Origin of the sequence: Cognatundibacterium luofuense (genome assembly GCF_018139685.1) — a bacterium.
Classification (GTDB): domain Bacteria; phylum Pseudomonadota; class Gammaproteobacteria; order Burkholderiales; family Burkholderiaceae_D; genus Undibacterium; species Undibacterium luofuense.
Window position 1 is genome coordinate 728,681 of the sequence record NZ_JAGSPN010000001.1, and the last position, 15,727, is coordinate 744,407.

A 15,727-nucleotide genomic window follows, 5' to 3' on the forward strand; every position below is an offset into this window, starting at 1 on the left:
ACATGTCCATCCTGATTAATAAAGATACAAAAGTTATTACCCAAGGTATCACTGGTAAAACTGGTCAGTTCCATACCCGCATGTGCCGTGACTATGCAAACGGCAAAGAGTGTTTCGTAGCAGGTGTTAATCCTAAGAAAGCTGGTGAAGATTTCGAGGGCATTCCGATTTATGCGACTGTAAAAGACGCTAAGGCAGAAACTGGCGCGACTGTTTCCGTTATTTATGTTCCGCCAGCAGGTGCTGCAGCCGCAATTTGGGAAGCAGTTGAAGCTGAGCTGGATCTGGCTATCTGTATTACAGAAGGCATTCCGGTCCGCGATATGATGATGCTGAAGGACCGTATGGCAAAAGCCGGCAGCAAAACCAAGCTGCTCGGCCCTAACTGCCCAGGTCTGATCACTCCTGATGAAATCAAAATCGGTATCATGCCTGGCCATATTCATAAAAAAGGCCGTATCGGTGTTGTTTCACGTTCAGGTACACTGACATATGAGGCAGTCGGTCAGTTGACAGCTTTGGGTCTGGGTCAGTCTTCTGCTGTTGGTATCGGCGGAGATCCGATCAACGGACTGAAGCACATTGACGTAATGCAAATGTTCAATGATGATCCGGATACTGATGCAGTGATCATGATTGGTGAAATTGGTGGTCCGGACGAGGCAAATGCTGCTTACTGGATCAAAGAAAACATGAAAAAACCAGTTGTTGGTTTCATCGCAGGTGTAACAGCACCTCCGGGAAAACGTATGGGCCATGCAGGTGCACTGATTTCCGGTGGAGCAGATACTGCGCAAGCTAAGTTGGAAATTATGGAAGCTTGCGGTATTCGCACTACTAAAAACCCGTCAGAAATGGCGCGTTTGTTGAAAGCAATGTTGTAATAGCTGTAATTTCAGAAAAACGGCTTCCATTTGGAAGCCGTTTTTTTTTACAAATATTAAAAATCGGTCGTGTTGACATGGATTGTATTGGCTGCGTGAGGCTTGCGGGCAACTTTCAGATCAAGCGGAGTGCAAAGCAACTCTCTTAGTGTTAAGCTATTTCAAAGAGAGATAATGTTGAATTTTGGAAACTTTTTCCGGTTTAGCTAATCATAAGCAAGTTTCTATTTTCACTCCATTCAATGAGTCACCGACAAATCCTTGAATTTTCAGCGCGGTCCGATACCGGGCAAGTCAGAGAGCACAATGAAGATGCAATCATTGTTTGTGCTGAATATGGCTGCGTTGTGCTTGCTGACGGGATGGGGGGCTACAATGCCGGTGAAATCGCAAGTGCGATGGCAACACAGATTGTTGCAGATTTTCTTTGTGAAAAACTGGATACGCTTTGGCTGCGACATGTTGGTATTCGTGCTAAGCCATTGCAGCGTTGGATGAGTGAGGCAATATCCGAGGCAAATCGTCAGATTCTCGAATCATCACTATTAAATCCGGAATGTTCGGGGATGGGGACGACAATTGTTGCCACATGCTTATTTGAAGAAAAAATACTGGTAGCGCATGTAGGGGATTCTCGCGCATATGTATTCAGGCAGGGGAGGCTAACGAGGTTGACGCATGATCATTCAGTTTTGCAGGATCAGATTGATGCCGGATACATTAGTGAAGAACAGGCAAGATTTTCAGCAGTAAAGAATTTGATTACACGAGCCGTCGGGACTCAACCGGATTTGGAAGCTGAGCTGCATTTGCATGGCGCACATGAGCACGACCTGTTTTTAGTCTGTTCTGACGGATTGACCGATATGCTCAATCATGATGAAATTGAACGAATTTTCATCAAAAACCAAGATGATCTGGATCGATGTTCTTCCACATTAATTGCCAAGGCAAATGCTGCTGGAGGGGCCGACAACATTTCTGTCGTTCTGTTTAAAGCGGAACCTTTGCCGGAAAGATCATGGGTTCGGCGTATTTTTAAACGATAAATTGAACGTTTTCAGAGAGTGCTATGGCGAAAATTATCGTCACATTTAACGGGTTGGTGCAGCAAGAGTACGGCATTACCAAATCCAGAGTTACAGTTGGGCGTCGTCCTGGGAATGATCTGGTGATTGATCATTTGACGGTTAGCGGACAGCATGCGGCGATTGATACTACCAGTAGTGGATCTTTCGTATTGGATTTAGGTAGTACAAATGGAACGATGGTCAATAATCAGCCAGTTAAAAAGCACTTGTTGCAACATGGTGACGTAATTGACATTGGAAAATATAAGTTGAGATTTCAGCAGGATGCTTCTGCTCAGGCGCACAATATACCGGTAACTGCTCATAATGCTCTAACAGGTAAAATAAAGGTGCTTAACGGACCAAATGCCGGTAAGGAGCTTGCGCTCACAAAACCATTAACGACGATTGGCTCACCAGCAACTTTGGTAATGGCAATTTCAAAACAGACGGATCAGTTTTTTTTGCGACACGTGGAAGGTCGCGATGCTCCAAAGTTAAATGGAGTTTTAGTTGGTTCTGAGCCTGTTTTGCTAAAAGGTGGTGACATTATTGAAATGTTGGGTGTACAGATGCAATTTTTTCTCTCTTGAGCCAAATTCAGGCAAGTTAATTGACAAAAAATGGCATTAATTTGTGACATCAAATGTCAATAAAAGAGACTTGAGCAAAAATATGCATTTTGCATAGCTGGCATAAGAGTTGCTCTCTTAAATGTCTGGGGGGAATCCTCTTTCTACATTTTTTGGAGAGCAAATATGAAAGTTGCAAAAAAAGTACAACAAGGTTTTACCTTGATCGAGCTGATGATCGTTGTTGCGATTATCGGTATTTTGGCTGCAGTTGCATTGCCTGCGTATAACGACTACACAACTCGTGCCCAAGTTTCAGAAGGTATCGAATTGATGGGTGGATTGAAAGGCCCACTCGCTGAATACGGATATCAAAAAAATGCATGGCCAACAGCTTTGATCCCTTCTACCGGTACTCCGGGAGCAACAGAGTTGACAGCAACGCTGACTGGTAAATATTCATCAATTGGTGCCTCTGTCGCTGGTACTTTCCCTTCCGGCACACTGACAGCAACTATGACTTCCGGCCAGGCCAATGGTAGTACAGTAACTCTGGCAACAGCTGACGGCGGCAATACTTGGACTTGTACTGGTGGTACAGTTGCAAATAAATATCGCCCAGTTGCATGTAAATAATTTGTTTTGAATTTAAAAGGCGCCCTTTGCGGCGCCTTTTATTTATCTGTTTTTTCCGGGGGGATTTTCAGTGAGTAAATTAAATAAGCGTTCTTTGCAATTGCAGCAAGGTTTTACTTTAATCGAATTAATGATTGTTGTTGCGATTATCGGAATTCTGGCGGCCGTCGCATTGCCTGCGTATAATGATTACACAACACGTGCCCAAGTTTCTGAAGGTATCGAATTGATGGGTGGTTTAAAAGGACCCCTCGCTGAGTATGGATATCAAAAGAATGCCTGGCCTACAGGTTTGGTGGCGTCCACTGGCACACCAACAGCTACTCAGTTAACCGCAACGTTAGTCGGCAAGTATTCGACAGTTTCTAACTCCGTTGCTGGGACATTTCCTTCTGGCACGTTAACCGCGACGATGACTTCCGGTCAGGCAAATGGTAGTACTGTTACGCTGGCAACAGCTGATGGTGGAAATACCTGGACCTGTACCGGCGGTACTGTTGCTAACAAATATCGTCCTGTTGCATGTAAGTAATTTTTAGCCAATGTGAAAAAAGCCACAACGAAGGTTGTGGCTTTTTTATTTGTTTTCAGGGAAATTCTCTTTAGATGGAACAAAATATGCTAGAGATCAACACATTTACTGATTCCATTTCAGGAGTCATCATTTCTTTTCCGGAAAATTGCTATGGAAAATAACAGACGATTCAATCAAATTGTTCAGTCAGGCTTTACGTTGATCGAGTTAATGATTGTCGTGGCAATTATTGGCATTTTGTCAGCTATTGCGTTGCCAGCATATAATGATTATGTGACAAGGACTCAGGTGATTGAGGCGGTGAATTTGCTTAGTGGAATGAAGGAGACAACATCGGAGTTTGCCGCTCAGCGTAATGCCTGGCCTACAGCATTTGTACTGTCGAGTTCAACACCTGCACAAACTGAAATTATTGCCACGATTAACGGTAAATACAGTACCGTAAATTCTCCGATGACAGGAAGTTATCCATCTGGCACAATGACTGCCACAATGAATGCTGGCCAGGCAACTGGAAAAACCATACAAATGTCGACTGCAGATGGTGGCAATACTTGGGATTGCCGTGGCGGAACTGTCGACAAAAAATATCGTCCGGTTGCTTGTCAGTAATGTCAGTAACTTGAAATACAGAAGTTAAACATGAAAAGTGAGACATACATCAGGCTCAAGGCGGCATTGATTCATTTGATTGCATCGGTTGTTGTTGCATCATCTTGTGCGATATTGATCTTATATTTCTGGTTTCCCGGGCAGTACAGTGAAATAGCCGGTGGAAATCACCTGTTGTTTCTAATTATTAGCGTAGATGTCGTTTTGGGACCTCTACTGACGTTTGTGGCATTCAACATTTCTAAGCCACGTACAGAACTGATTCGCGATTTGTTTATTATTTGCATGTTGCAAGTGAGCGGATTGGTTTATGGTGTTCATACTGTGTATCTTGCAAGACCTGTGGCCCTCGTTTTCGAACAGTCCAGATTCAGGGTAGTTAGTTTTATTCAGGTTGATCAGTCTGAGCCGCAGGATGCGGCAAGCGAGATTCCGTATTTGTCTCTGTCCGGTCCGGTGTTATTGTCCGTTCGGGATTTTAAGGATGATCGTGAAAAGTCTGCGGCTGTTGAGAAAGGTCTTGCAGGTGCGGATGTCGGTGTACAGCCCAAATTCTGGCAACCATATTTAAAGGCTGATATGCAATTGAGGAAGGTTGCACGTCCTTACGATGTGCTTATCAAAAAATATCCATCGGATACAAAAGTACGCGAATTACCAGGTTTACTCGGGCATGATTCGAAGCAATTGATCTTTATACCTGTCATCACCAGAACCGGAGACTGGGTGGTAGTCTTGTCTGCCAGTACTCTTCTTCCAATGGCTTTTGTTCCCAAAGATGGTTTTTTCGACCTTGCAGCAAAATCTTAAGCAGTTGCAATGAAAAGCCATTTTATCTCACGAAGTGCTGTAGTCGCTTTCTCTCTTGGTGCAGCACTTTCTGTGTTGATTCCATTTCATATTCATCCTTTGAGAAGTTTTTGGAATGATTTTGTAGCATTCTATGCATTATTCGGTGCATTTCTTTTATTGTTGTTTTCGGGGTTGAAGAGATGGAAGTGGACTGGCTTGTCCCTTTTGCCAATTGCACTGACTGGATTGTTAACTATCCAGTGTGTTTTTATTGATGGAATCTTCGGCTGGGATTTGGTTCTTCCAGCACTTTACTTTCTCGCCTTGCCGTTTGCCTTTGGGTTCGGGGCAACCATCTCATCAAGTGACCAAGAGTTCAGCTTTTTCGCTCGTATTATCAGTTATGCCTTCGTTATATCGGCATTTTGTTCGGTTGGTATTCAAATTACGCAGATCGCTGGTATTCGATTCTCTCCGTGGATGATGGCAATGCCGGTCTCAGGCTGGAATATCCGGCCATATGCAAATTTAGGTCAACCGAACCAACTTGCACTTTGGATTGCCTTCGGTTTGAGCGGAACCTGGTATTTATTTCAAAGTAAGAAGTTTTCAGGCGCAAGCGCATTCCTTATTGCTATGTTCCTCGTGTTCGGTATTGCACTGACCCAGTCTCGAATTGGCTGGATCATTCTTCCCGTAATGTTTTTTCTATTCTTTGTATTTTCTAATCTTGATAGGAAAGCCGCACGGTTGAGTGCAATATTCATTTTGATGTTTTATTTCTTCTGTGTGTTCGGACTACCTGTTTTGCTTTCGTACTTCAGTCAGGAAAATGCGAGTGGTGTTGTTGCACGGATTGGCGGGAGGTCGGAGCGACTCGGATTATATTTACATGCTTTGGCAATGTTGAGGGAGCATCCGTTTCTGGGGGTGGGATGGGGACAGTTCGGTGAGCATCAGGTAATGATTGCCAGTCAGTTCCCTGCGACGACGTATTCAGAGCACGCGCATAATATTGTTTTTCAATTTGTTGCCGAGTTAGGGTTAATACCAACATGTATGATCCTGGGCACCCTTGGATATTGGAGTTTAAAGGTCTTTGTTGAAGCGAAAAAATCTGACGGACTCATGTTTGTATTTGCTTGCCTGATGGCCGTTGGCGTACATAGTATGGTTGAGTTCCCACTTTGGTATGCATATGTTCTGATACCGGTAACTGTGTTGATGGGAGCTGCGCATAGCAACATTTGGCAATGCAGTGAATTTAAGATCAGTAGAGTTTCAGGAATTGCAGTATCTTTAGTCGTTATTATTTGTTCTGTGTTTTTGGTTAATGATCACAGCAATGTAGTTGCTGGTTTTAATCAGCTAAGAAATGTGGGCTCTGAAAGGCTAAAGGCACCATCCATAGTTGAGCAACCAACTTTAACAGTATTGCCTTATTTTTATCGATATTTTGAGATGATGAGAATTGAGCCGACGGAAAGTATGACTCCGTCGGATATTCGGTTTCTTGAACGCTGGAGCCTGCGGTTCGGATTTGTTCACATCCTTAACAAGCTTGCTGAAGTACATGCATTAAATGGCATGGAGGACGCAGCGGTTAGAGATATGGTTACGTTGCAAAAATTGCATCCAGAACGTTACGCCGAATATTACGATTATTGGTATGCGAAGGGACTGTCAGACCCGAAATATGCAAAGGTTGTGGCAAAAATTCCGGGGCGAAGCGCACTGTAGCTATTCCAAACACTATTGACCCAGTTAGAACTATTCAGTTACACGCCAAGTGCCGGATTTGCCGCCCGATTTTTCGAGAAGCTTCACTTCGGCGATTGTCATGCCTTTGTCTACAGCTTTGCACATGTCGTAAATTGTCAGCAAGCCAACTTGTACCGCCATTAACGCTTCTATCTCAACACCGGTTTTTCCGAACGTTTCTACACGAGCTTCGCAACTGATGGTTGATGTGTCCTGACTCGTTTCAAAATCAACCGCGACTTTTGTCAGGGCAAGTGGGTGGCACAACGGGATTAGCTCTGACGTGCGTTTCGTTGCCATAATGGCTGCAATTCGGGCAATACCGATCACATCACCTTTCTTGTGGTCTCCACTGAGAATTAACGCCAGCGTTTCCGGTAACATACGGATTAGCCCGCGAGCCTTTGCGATCCTGTGGGTGACATCTTTGTTACCCACGTCTACCATATGCGCTTGGCCAGCTTGGTCGAAATGCGTGAGTTCATTGTGGTTCGTTTGAGTTTTATTCATCGTATCGGGAGTATGAAAGTCATGTCCGGAGTATATCGGCAGAATTTTTTTGTTACCAGCTCGGGTGATAAATTCTTGATCTGGAAACGGGGATTGTTAAGTCTGGGGCTGGCTTGGCTCATTGGGGTTGTTCCGGCGTCGATATGCGAAGATGCGGTTGCTCAAAATTTACCTGTGCTCGGTGATACCGCACGTGAAGAGCTTTCACCTTTAATGGAGAGGCGTCTTGGCGAGCAAATTATGTATATTGTGCGCCGTGATCCCGATTACATTGATGACTGGGCGGTATCGGAGTATCTGAACCGGTTGGGTAATAAGATGCTTGAGGCTAGGCCTGATGCCAGAGGTGAAGCTAATTTTAATTTCGACTTTTTTGCGGTTCGCGATCCGGTGCTGAATGCATTTGCATTTCCCGGTGGATTTATTGGGTTTCACTCTGGGCTTATCTTGTCCGCCCAGTCTGAGTCTGAGCTTGCTTCTGTTATGGGGCATGAGATCGGACATGTCGCACAACGGCATATTGCTCGAATGCTGGCAGCTCAAAAATATGACGCATTTATTCCGATTGCAGCATTGGCGCTGGCCATCCTTGCTGCCAGAAGCAGTCCGGATGCAGCGATCGCAGTTGCTAGTGGTGGACAAGGGTTGGCTATTCAGAAACAACTTAACTTTTCCCGCGATGCTGAGCGGGAGGCTGACAGAATTGGTTTTTTAATTCTACGAGATGCGGGATTTGATACTAACGGAATGGTGAGTTTTTTCGGACGTCTTCAAAGCTCGATGCGAAATTATTCGGATAACGCGCCCGCATTTCTGAGAAGTCATCCACTTACCAGTGAACGAATTGCCGATATTCAAGGGCGTGTTGCGGATCAGCGGTATAAACAGGTCCCGGACGGCCTCGATTTCCTGTTGGCGAAGGCGAGAATCAAGGTTTTACAGGACCCTGGGACACAAGGTCTTATTGATGCGCGCGCATGGTTTGAGCAAGTGAAGCGCACAGGGCGCATTGAAGATCTTGTGATGGCAAATTATGGACTGGCATTTGTTGCAATGAAGCAAGGTAGGTACTCTGAAGCACTTCAATATCACAAGACATCTTTGGATATCGTACAAGGAAATGATTTGCTTTCACTTCAGGCCAGGGCGAGTTGTATGTTTGCATGCCTGGAGCTTGAAATAAAATTTGCTGCAAAGTCCTACGAAGATGTTATTCAAAGAGCGGAGCGCGCGATGACAGAGTTGCCATTGTCACGTGGCATTGCATATATCTATGCGGAAGCATTAATGGGTAAGGGGGCAGCTGGACGAGCAGAAAGTTTTCTTCGGGATCAGATTTCACTTTATCGTACTGAGCCGAAATTGCACAAATTGTTGGCAAAAACCTATGCTCAGTTAGGAAAGCAATCATTGCAACATATCGCATTGGCAGATGAGGCTGCTGTGCAAGGGGCATGGAGCGCTGCAATCCATCAACTTGAGATTGCAAGACAGCAAAAAGACGCAGGTTATTATGATATGTCAGTCATTGATGCTAAAGAGCGTGAGTGGAAAGAAGTGCATAAAGAAGAACTAGCCGCAGAGAAGAAACAGTCGAAACAGTTGTCGCAATAGCGTAATGTCTTGATGGAATTCTTTATTCTGGCACTATCTTTGCTTTTTCAGTACCGAGCAATTCATTTCCTTCTGTCGCATTTGTTGTTGAAGCCCTGATTCGATCAGGTTAGAGAGTGTTTATATGATATTTGGTTGGTTTAATGCAAAAGAGTCCAAGAATTTTGGTGCGGCGCTTGCCGACTACTATTTAAGCGGAATGAAATTTGATCAGGTCAAACGTTCCCTAAAGCAGAATGATAAAAAACAAAAGGAAGTTCTGGTTCAGGTGGTCAACAGGGTTGTATCTTTTAAAGAAAAAGAGAAGTTAAACATCTATAAGAAAGCACAACTTTGCAATGCTTTTAAATGGCGCCTGCTGGAAGCTGGATTAGAAAGATCTCATGTTGATGAGCTGACAGCCTGGTTGGTTCGCGGCCTCTAAATACCCACATATATCGCCTAAATATGTCAATTATTGCAAGATTCAGCGCCAAGCTGCAAAAGTTGATGAATCGTCGACTGGAGGTTCTGATTGCACGCCAGCATGCTGAGTCGAAAGATGAGTCAGACACAAGTAACGGAAGCCTTTTGGCAGTAAAAATACATCAAGCAGAGTTGTTGATTGCGAGTGGGCACGACAAAGAATCGGCAGGTGATTTCGCCGGTGCCTTTGAGTGTTATTTGCAGGCTGACAGGCTTGCGCCAGAGTTCCAGAAGGTGGCATTGAATTTAGGTAATAGCTTTCTGCATCAGGGAAATCTGAATGCTGCGAGCGAGCAATACAAACGCGCCGTTCGCCTTGATCCAGCATATGCGGCAGCCCATTTTAATCTGGGAAATGTACGGGATATGCTCAATCAGAAATCTGATGCTGAGATCAGCTATCTGGAAGCGATTCGCCACAAGCCTGATTTTGCAGATGCATATGTCGGTCTTGGAAATGTGCAAAGCGATACTGGTCGTAAAGATGCTGCCATTATCAGTTACAGAAAAGCGTTAGAGTTGATTCCCGATTATCACAACGTTCGCTGTAATATTGCGCTGGCTTTAAGAGAGCTGGGAGACAGAGAGGCTGCGGTTGCTGAATATGAGTTAATTCTTGAGCGAGATAATGAGTTTCTTGAAGCTTACGGGAATTTGGCAGTCGTTTATCGTGAGTTGGGTCTGCTGAACAAAGCGATGGATATATGTCGCGGATATTTACACCGTAATCCACACAGCGCCATGATGGCAACTTTATTGTTGTTTTGTATGGCCCACAGCGAAAAGGTTAGTCCCGTTGAGTTATTTGATGCTCATCGTCGACTCGGATTGCAAATGGAGTCTCCGTTTTCGGATACTTGGAAAAGGGCGTTACGACAACCAGCTTCTGGTCGCGTCATGAGAATTGGTTTCGTCAGCGCCGACTTTTTCCGGCATGCTGTTATGCAGTTTCTGGAGCCATTGCTTGATCAGTTGCAAGCAGATCAGGATATTGAAGTTTTTATTTACTACAATAACGTCGTAGCAGATGAAGTGAACCAGCGGCTACGTGAGAAGTATCGTCGTTGGTTTGATGTTGTGTCGATTAGCGATGAGGAATTCGCGACTAAGATTGAATCCGATGAGATTGATGTGCTTGTCGATTTGTCTGGTCATACCAGCGGGCACAGGTTACCAGTATTTGCGCGTCGTCCTGCGCCGGTTCAGATCAGCTGGCTTGGGTATCCGGGTACTACTGGTATGCACTCAATGGATTACTTTCTCTGTGATCCATTCTTTGTTGATGACAGTCTAAAAAAACAATTTACGGAAAAATTTGCCAGACTTCCGATTACGACGACTTTTTCTCCAGTTCCTTATGCTGATCCTGTCAAAGATCTGCCAGCGAAAGGAGGCGGAATATTGACGTTCGGTAGTTTTAACCGGATCGAAAAATTGTCCGACCATGTGCTGATGCTTTGGGCAGAAGTTTTAAAAGCGATTCCGGGAAGCAGACTTATTCTGGCTGGTCTGCCGGAAAAAATGGATACGAGCAAATTTGCAGAGCTGTTTAAATCATCAGGAATCAGTGCTGATCGTATCGAATTTCATCATCGTATGGATATGGGCAAATATCTTGAACTGCATCAACGTGTAGATGTTTGTCTCGACACCTTTCCCTATACGGGCGGCACCACAACAAATCACGCGCTTTGGATGGGCGTACCGACGCTGACTCTTGTAGGTACTACTGCGCCGGGACGGCAATCATATGCAAATATGCGCCATGTCGGATTAGGCGATGAATTTTATGCTTCCAGTCACGAGGAATTTATTCGTAAGGCTGTAGTACTTTCAACCAGGTTAGATTGGTTATCTGAGCTCAGAAAGACATTACGCTCTAAGTTTGAAGAATCCTTATTTTGTCGTCCGGATATTGTTGCCGCCTCACTTAAGCATGCATTTGTATACATGATGGAGCGATGGACCAATGAACAGACACCTGAACATTTTTCTGTTCAATGGGATGGTACTAAGTTTTGTACGATACAGGACAAATCTGATAAGGAAGTGAAAGATGAGTCATGATCCAGTGTATGTGACCCGTCCGTACCTGCCACCTTTGGATGAATTAATGCCGGATTTCAGAGAAATCTGGGATAGCCGGGTGTTGACAAACAGTGGTCCGTATCATCAGGCGCTGGAAAAGGCACTTGCCGAATATCTTGAAGTCGAATACGTGAGCCTTTTTTGCAATGCAACTATCGCATTAGTTACGGCTTTGCAAGCGTTGAAGGTGAGTGGTGAAGTTGTGACTACTCCTTATTCGTTTGTTGCAACCTCACACTCGCTGCTCTGGAATAATATACGTCCGGTATTTGCAGATATAAATCCAGTTACACTGAATCTTGATCCTGATGCGATTGAGCGCGCAATCACCGAACATACAACGGCAATTATGCCCGTTCATTGCTATGGTGTTCCCTGTGATACTGAAGCTATTCAGAAGATTGCAGATAAGTACAAGTTAAGCGTGATTTATGATGCTGCGCATGCTTTTGGCGTAAAGCGAAATTCGGGAAATTTGTTTGCTGAGGGTGATATCTCTGTACTGAGCTTTCATGCGACCAAAGTGTTTAATACCCTCGAAGGCGGCGCTATCGTTTGTCGTACGCCTGAAATGAAGCGTCATATTGATCATTTAAAAAATTTTGGCTTCGTCGATGAAGTAACGGTTGTAGAAGCTGGTATTAACGGCAAGATGAATGAGATGCAGGCCGCAATCGGATTGCATCAGCTGAGTTATCTTGATGATGCATTGTCCCGCCGCAGAATAATTGATACTCGCTATCGGGAAGCGCTGCACCGGGTTGAGGGTGTTAACTGTATGGCAGTGTTTAAAGATGCAGCATCCAATTACGCCTATTTTCCTGTGCTGATCAATGATGCTTATCCGATTTCGCGGGATGCTTTGTATGCGTTGCTACGTGAAAACGGTATTTTCGCGCGCAGATATTTTTTTCCGCTGATTTCGAATTTTGCTATGTACCAGCATTTTCCATCAGCGGATCCGGCAAATCTTCCGGTAGCTAGTCAGGTTGCCCGCCAAGTGCTTTGTCTTCCGATCTATCCGGAACTGAATGATGAGGATCTGCAGCGAATTATTTCGTTGGTTCAAAATCCTACCGGTGGGAATAAATGAAACGATATGCAGGTATTACTGCGATTAGCCGCTTTTTACCGGAAGCAAAACTGACAAATATTGAATTGTCAGAGATTTTTCCAGAGTGGAGTGCAGAGAAAATTTATGAGAAAACCGGAATTCTTGAGCGCCGTATTGCTGCAGAAAATACGATGGCGTCGGATCTCGCGACACAGGCTGCAGTCAAATTGTTTGACGGCACGGGAATCTCTCCGGATTCTGTAGATTTTCTATTGTTTTGCACTCAGACGCCTGATTATTTACTTCCTTCATCTTCCTGTCTTATTCACCAGCGGCTTGCGTTGAGATCCGATTGTGGTGCGCTTGATATCAATATGGGGTGTTCAGGATTTGTTTACAGTTTGTCTGTTGCTGTTTCTATGATTGAATCCGGTATGGTTCAGCGCGTACTTGTGTTGTGTGCTGATACATACAGTAAATTGATACAGCCAGGTGATCGTAGTGTTATGCCTCTTTTCGGTGATGCGGGGGCAGCAGTGATGGTCGAGCTGGTCGAATCTGAAAAACCGTGTATTCACGGATTTGCATTTGGTACAGAAGGAAATGGCGCGAAGAATCTGATTGTTCACCACAGTGCTTGTAAAAAAGAATATTCAGAGAAATCGGTGTTTCGTGATAATTCTGGAGAGTATCGATCGGCTGAATATTTATATATGGATGGGCCTGAAATTCTGCAGTTCACTCTGCAGAAGGTTCCCGTGCTGTGTCAGACCATCCTCGAAAAATCGCAGTTGGATTTAGATGCGATTGATTTGGTGGTTTTGCATCAGGCCAACCGGTTCTTGCTGGATGCGCTCAGAAAAAAACTGAAAGTGAAACAAGAGAAATTTGCGATTGAACTTGAACTCACTGGGAATACTGTTTCCTGCACAATTCCACTTGCGCTGATCGAATGCATACGCAAAGGAAGCTTAAAGCCTGGTATGACTTCCATACTTGCCGGGTTTGGCGTGGGATATTCATGGGCAGGTTGCGTGATTCATTCAGGTGAAATCCGTGCTTTTATATAAGGAAAATAAAATGTTAAATGAATTTATTGAAGGACTTGCTGAAATTCTTGAAACTGAGATTGAAAATATTCAGCCTGACACATTGCTGGGTAACTTTGCCTGGGATTCGCTTGCCGTAGTTTCAACTATGGCACTCGTGGATGATGTGTATTCGGTCATGCTCGATGGGCAAGCCCTGGCAAAGTGTCAGACTGTCGGAGATATACAGAATTTAATTGCAGTCGCAAGTGGTAATTAAAATGGAAAACCCTGTTACCGATATTGGCAAGGCACTGAATGTTCAGTGTGTCGCCTTGCGCGGGATTGTCAGTGCAGTTCCTGATGCCGTCGTCGGAAATGCTGTATTCGAGGAAAAGTTCGGTGCAAAAGCCGTTGCTGAAATCTCACGGATGACAGGTGTTCAAAGCCGGAGAGTTGCATCTGCAAATCAAACAACAGCAGATCTCGCTGAAGCAGCTGCAAGGCAATTGCTGCAAAAACTCCAATGGGATTCCGAGTCCGTTGATGCAATCGTATTTGTATCCCAGACACCGGACTATCGATTACCGGCCACCGCATGTGCCTTACAAGCAAGGTTGCAATTACCTGCACATTGTGCTGCGTTTGATATCAATTTAGGATGTTCCGGTTATGTGTACGGACTATGGGTTGCATCTAAATTAATTGATGGCGCAGGTGTTCGCCGTGTGCTGTTACTCGCAGGCGACACATCAACCAAACTGGTCAATCCGGAAGATCGCGCTACATCAATGCTTTTTGGTGACGCAGGAACTGCGACTGCAATTGAATTTGATGAAACTGCGGCGCCATCCTGGTATGTATTAGGGACAGATGGCGGAGGCGAAAAAAATCTGATATTTCCGCGAAGCCAATATCGTAGTGCACTTCCAGCAGGTGAAAAATTGTCTGCTGCCTCACCTGATCATTTGTACATGGATGGCGCGGAAGTGTTTAATTTTACGATTCGGAGTGTTCCTCCGCTCATCAATCAGGTCTTAAGAGTTTCAGATAAGGATATTTCTGACCTGACATATGTTTTATTTCATCAGGCAAACGCATTTATGCTGAAGCATATTGCAAAGAAATTGTCGCTGCGTGCGGATCAGTTTCCAATGAATATAGATCGTTTTGGAAATACTTCGAGCGCTTCAATTCCGTTGCTACTGGCATCTCTGGGAAGTGAAGTGCGAACGGCGAATGATGTTGTGCTGGCTGGTTTTGGTGTCGGATATTCATGGGCCGCTGTTCAGCTTTCGCTGAACGGTCTGGAGGTATGTGATTTACTTGAGGTAAAGTCGTGATGTTCAGCAACGGTTATCTTTCGGGGAAGCGCATATTAGTGACTGGTGCATCATCCGGCATCGGCAGGCAGGTTGCGCTCGTGCTTTCCGCTTGTGGTGCAAAAATTTGCGTAACGGGACGCGATCTTGAACGCTTGCATTCGGTGGAGAAGGATTTATACGGTGAAGGTCATTCTGTTCTGTGTCTGGACTTGAATGGATCGGATGCTGTGACAGATGCTATCCGAAATGATGCTGAGGTTTCGGGTGCATTTTGGGGTGTTTTCCACGGTGCAGGCATCAGCATGGTCAGGCCTGCAAAGTTATGTAAAGAAAAACAGTTTCATGATGTTTTCTCTAGCAGTGTTCAGTCTGCCATGGCTATTGCACGGGCTGTATCTTTACGTGGCGTGCTAGAAGATGGTGGTGCATTAGTCCTGATGTCTTCTGTGGCATCTCTTCGTGGTCAGGCAGGCATGGCATTATATTCCGCAGCTAAATCCGCGATTGATGGAATGACGCGGTCGCTCGCAGTTGAATTTGCCCCGAGACGTATCCGAGTGAATTCATTGTGCGCCGGTGCGGTGCATACACCGATGCACGAAAAACTGGTGAGCTCACTCAGTGCAGAGTCTGTCAAAGAATACGAAGACAAGCATTTGCTCGGTTTTGGCGTGCCTGATGATGTTGCAAATACGGTTGCGTTTTTAATCGGTGAGGGCGGACGCTGGATTACAGGGACGTCGATTGTAGTTGATGGCGGCTATACCGTCAGGTAAGGGTA

17 protein-coding genes are annotated in these 15,727 nt (G+C 44.9%); 16 read left to right on the forward strand and 1 reads right to left on the reverse strand.

The window, feature by feature from the left end; genetic code table 11:
* The first annotated feature begins 2 nt into the window (after window positions 1-2).
* The 8 genes from sucD to KDM89_RS03305 all read left to right on the forward strand — a co-directional run bounded on the left by sucD (window position 3) and on the right by KDM89_RS03305 (window position 6,841).
* The gene (gene sucD, locus KDM89_RS03270; protein ID WP_212686484.1) at window positions 3-884 is read left to right on the forward strand and encodes a succinate--CoA ligase subunit alpha; all 882 of its coding nucleotides are present in this window, start codon (window positions 3-5) and stop codon (window positions 882-884) included.
* Window positions 885-1,126: 242 nt separating this feature from the next.
* Complete coding sequence (locus KDM89_RS03275) at window positions 1,127-1,933, forward strand: Stp1/IreP family PP2C-type Ser/Thr phosphatase (RefSeq protein WP_212686485.1); 807 nt, start codon at window positions 1,127-1,129, stop codon at window positions 1,931-1,933.
* A 23-nt stretch (window positions 1,934-1,956) separates the two neighbouring features.
* Window positions 1,957-2,547 carry an FHA domain-containing protein gene (locus KDM89_RS03280; protein ID WP_212686486.1) on the forward strand — a complete coding sequence of 197 codons (591 nt, stop codon included), beginning with the start codon at window positions 1,957-1,959 and terminating at the stop codon, window positions 2,545-2,547.
* 165 nt (window positions 2,548-2,712) lie between these two features.
* Window positions 2,713-3,162, forward strand: coding sequence for a pilin (locus tag KDM89_RS03285; RefSeq protein WP_212686487.1), 450 nt, complete (start codon window positions 2,713-2,715; stop codon window positions 3,160-3,162).
* Window positions 3,163-3,232: 70 nt separating this feature from the next.
* Window positions 3,233-3,694 carry a pilin gene (locus KDM89_RS03290; RefSeq protein WP_329604606.1) on the forward strand — a complete coding sequence of 154 codons (462 nt, stop codon included), beginning with the start codon at window positions 3,233-3,235 and terminating at the stop codon, window positions 3,692-3,694.
* A 153-nt stretch (window positions 3,695-3,847) separates the two neighbouring features.
* Window positions 3,848-4,309 carry a pilin gene (locus KDM89_RS22365; RefSeq protein ID WP_329604607.1) on the forward strand — a complete coding sequence of 154 codons (462 nt, stop codon included), beginning with the start codon at window positions 3,848-3,850 and terminating at the stop codon, window positions 4,307-4,309.
* Window positions 4,310-4,339: 30 nt separating this feature from the next.
* The gene (locus KDM89_RS03300; protein WP_212686488.1) at window positions 4,340-5,119 is read left to right on the forward strand and encodes a pilus assembly protein; all 780 of its coding nucleotides are present in this window, start codon (window positions 4,340-4,342) and stop codon (window positions 5,117-5,119) included.
* A 9-nt stretch (window positions 5,120-5,128) separates the two neighbouring features.
* The gene (locus KDM89_RS03305; protein ID WP_212686489.1) at window positions 5,129-6,841 is read left to right on the forward strand and encodes a PglL family O-oligosaccharyltransferase; all 1,713 of its coding nucleotides are present in this window, start codon (window positions 5,129-5,131) and stop codon (window positions 6,839-6,841) included.
* Window positions 6,842-6,871: 30 nt separating this feature from the next.
* On the opposite strand, the gene moaC is transcribed toward KDM89_RS03305, so the two are convergent.
* Complete coding sequence (moaC, locus tag KDM89_RS03310; RefSeq protein ID WP_212686490.1) at window positions 6,872-7,372, reverse strand: cyclic pyranopterin monophosphate synthase MoaC; 501 nt, start codon at window positions 7,370-7,372, stop codon at window positions 6,872-6,874.
* Between the two features lie 12 nt (window positions 7,373-7,384).
* On the opposite strand from moaC, the gene KDM89_RS03315 reads away from it, so the two are divergent.
* From KDM89_RS03315 to KDM89_RS03350, 8 genes are all read left to right on the forward strand, one after another.
* The gene (locus KDM89_RS03315; protein WP_230427627.1) at window positions 7,385-8,986 is read left to right on the forward strand and encodes a beta-barrel assembly-enhancing protease; all 1,602 of its coding nucleotides are present in this window, start codon (window positions 7,385-7,387) and stop codon (window positions 8,984-8,986) included.
* 124 nt (window positions 8,987-9,110) lie between these two features.
* The gene (locus KDM89_RS03320) at window positions 9,111-9,410 is read left to right on the forward strand and encodes a hypothetical protein (protein ID WP_212686491.1); all 300 of its coding nucleotides are present in this window, start codon (window positions 9,111-9,113) and stop codon (window positions 9,408-9,410) included.
* Between the two features lie 65 nt (window positions 9,411-9,475).
* Entirely contained in the window at window positions 9,476-11,518 is a 2,043-nt protein-coding gene (locus KDM89_RS03325) for an O-linked N-acetylglucosamine transferase, SPINDLY family protein (RefSeq protein ID WP_212686492.1), read from the forward strand.
* Window positions 11,508-12,632, forward strand: coding sequence for a DegT/DnrJ/EryC1/StrS family aminotransferase (locus tag KDM89_RS03330; RefSeq protein WP_212686493.1), 1,125 nt, complete (start codon window positions 11,508-11,510; stop codon window positions 12,630-12,632). Before KDM89_RS03325 ends, KDM89_RS03330 begins: the two co-directional genes overlap by 11 nt.
* Window positions 12,629-13,663, forward strand: a complete 1,035-nt coding sequence (locus KDM89_RS03335) for a 3-oxoacyl-ACP synthase III family protein (protein ID WP_212686494.1) — start codon at window positions 12,629-12,631, stop codon at window positions 13,661-13,663. Before KDM89_RS03330 ends, KDM89_RS03335 begins: the two co-directional genes overlap by 4 nt.
* A 10-nt stretch (window positions 13,664-13,673) precedes the next feature.
* Entirely contained in the window at window positions 13,674-13,901 is a 228-nt protein-coding gene (locus tag KDM89_RS03340) for an acyl carrier protein (RefSeq protein ID WP_212686495.1), read from the forward strand.
* Between the two features lies 1 nt (window position 13,902).
* Window positions 13,903-14,964, forward strand: coding sequence for a ketoacyl-ACP synthase III (locus KDM89_RS03345; protein WP_212686496.1), 1,062 nt, complete (start codon window positions 13,903-13,905; stop codon window positions 14,962-14,964).
* Window positions 14,964-15,722: an SDR family NAD(P)-dependent oxidoreductase gene (locus KDM89_RS03350; RefSeq protein WP_212686497.1), complete on the forward strand. Its 759-nt coding sequence runs from the start codon at window positions 14,964-14,966 to the stop codon at window positions 15,720-15,722. The genes KDM89_RS03345 and KDM89_RS03350 overlap by 1 nt, the downstream gene beginning before the upstream one ends.
* The last annotated feature ends 5 nt before the right edge of the window (window positions 15,723-15,727 follow it).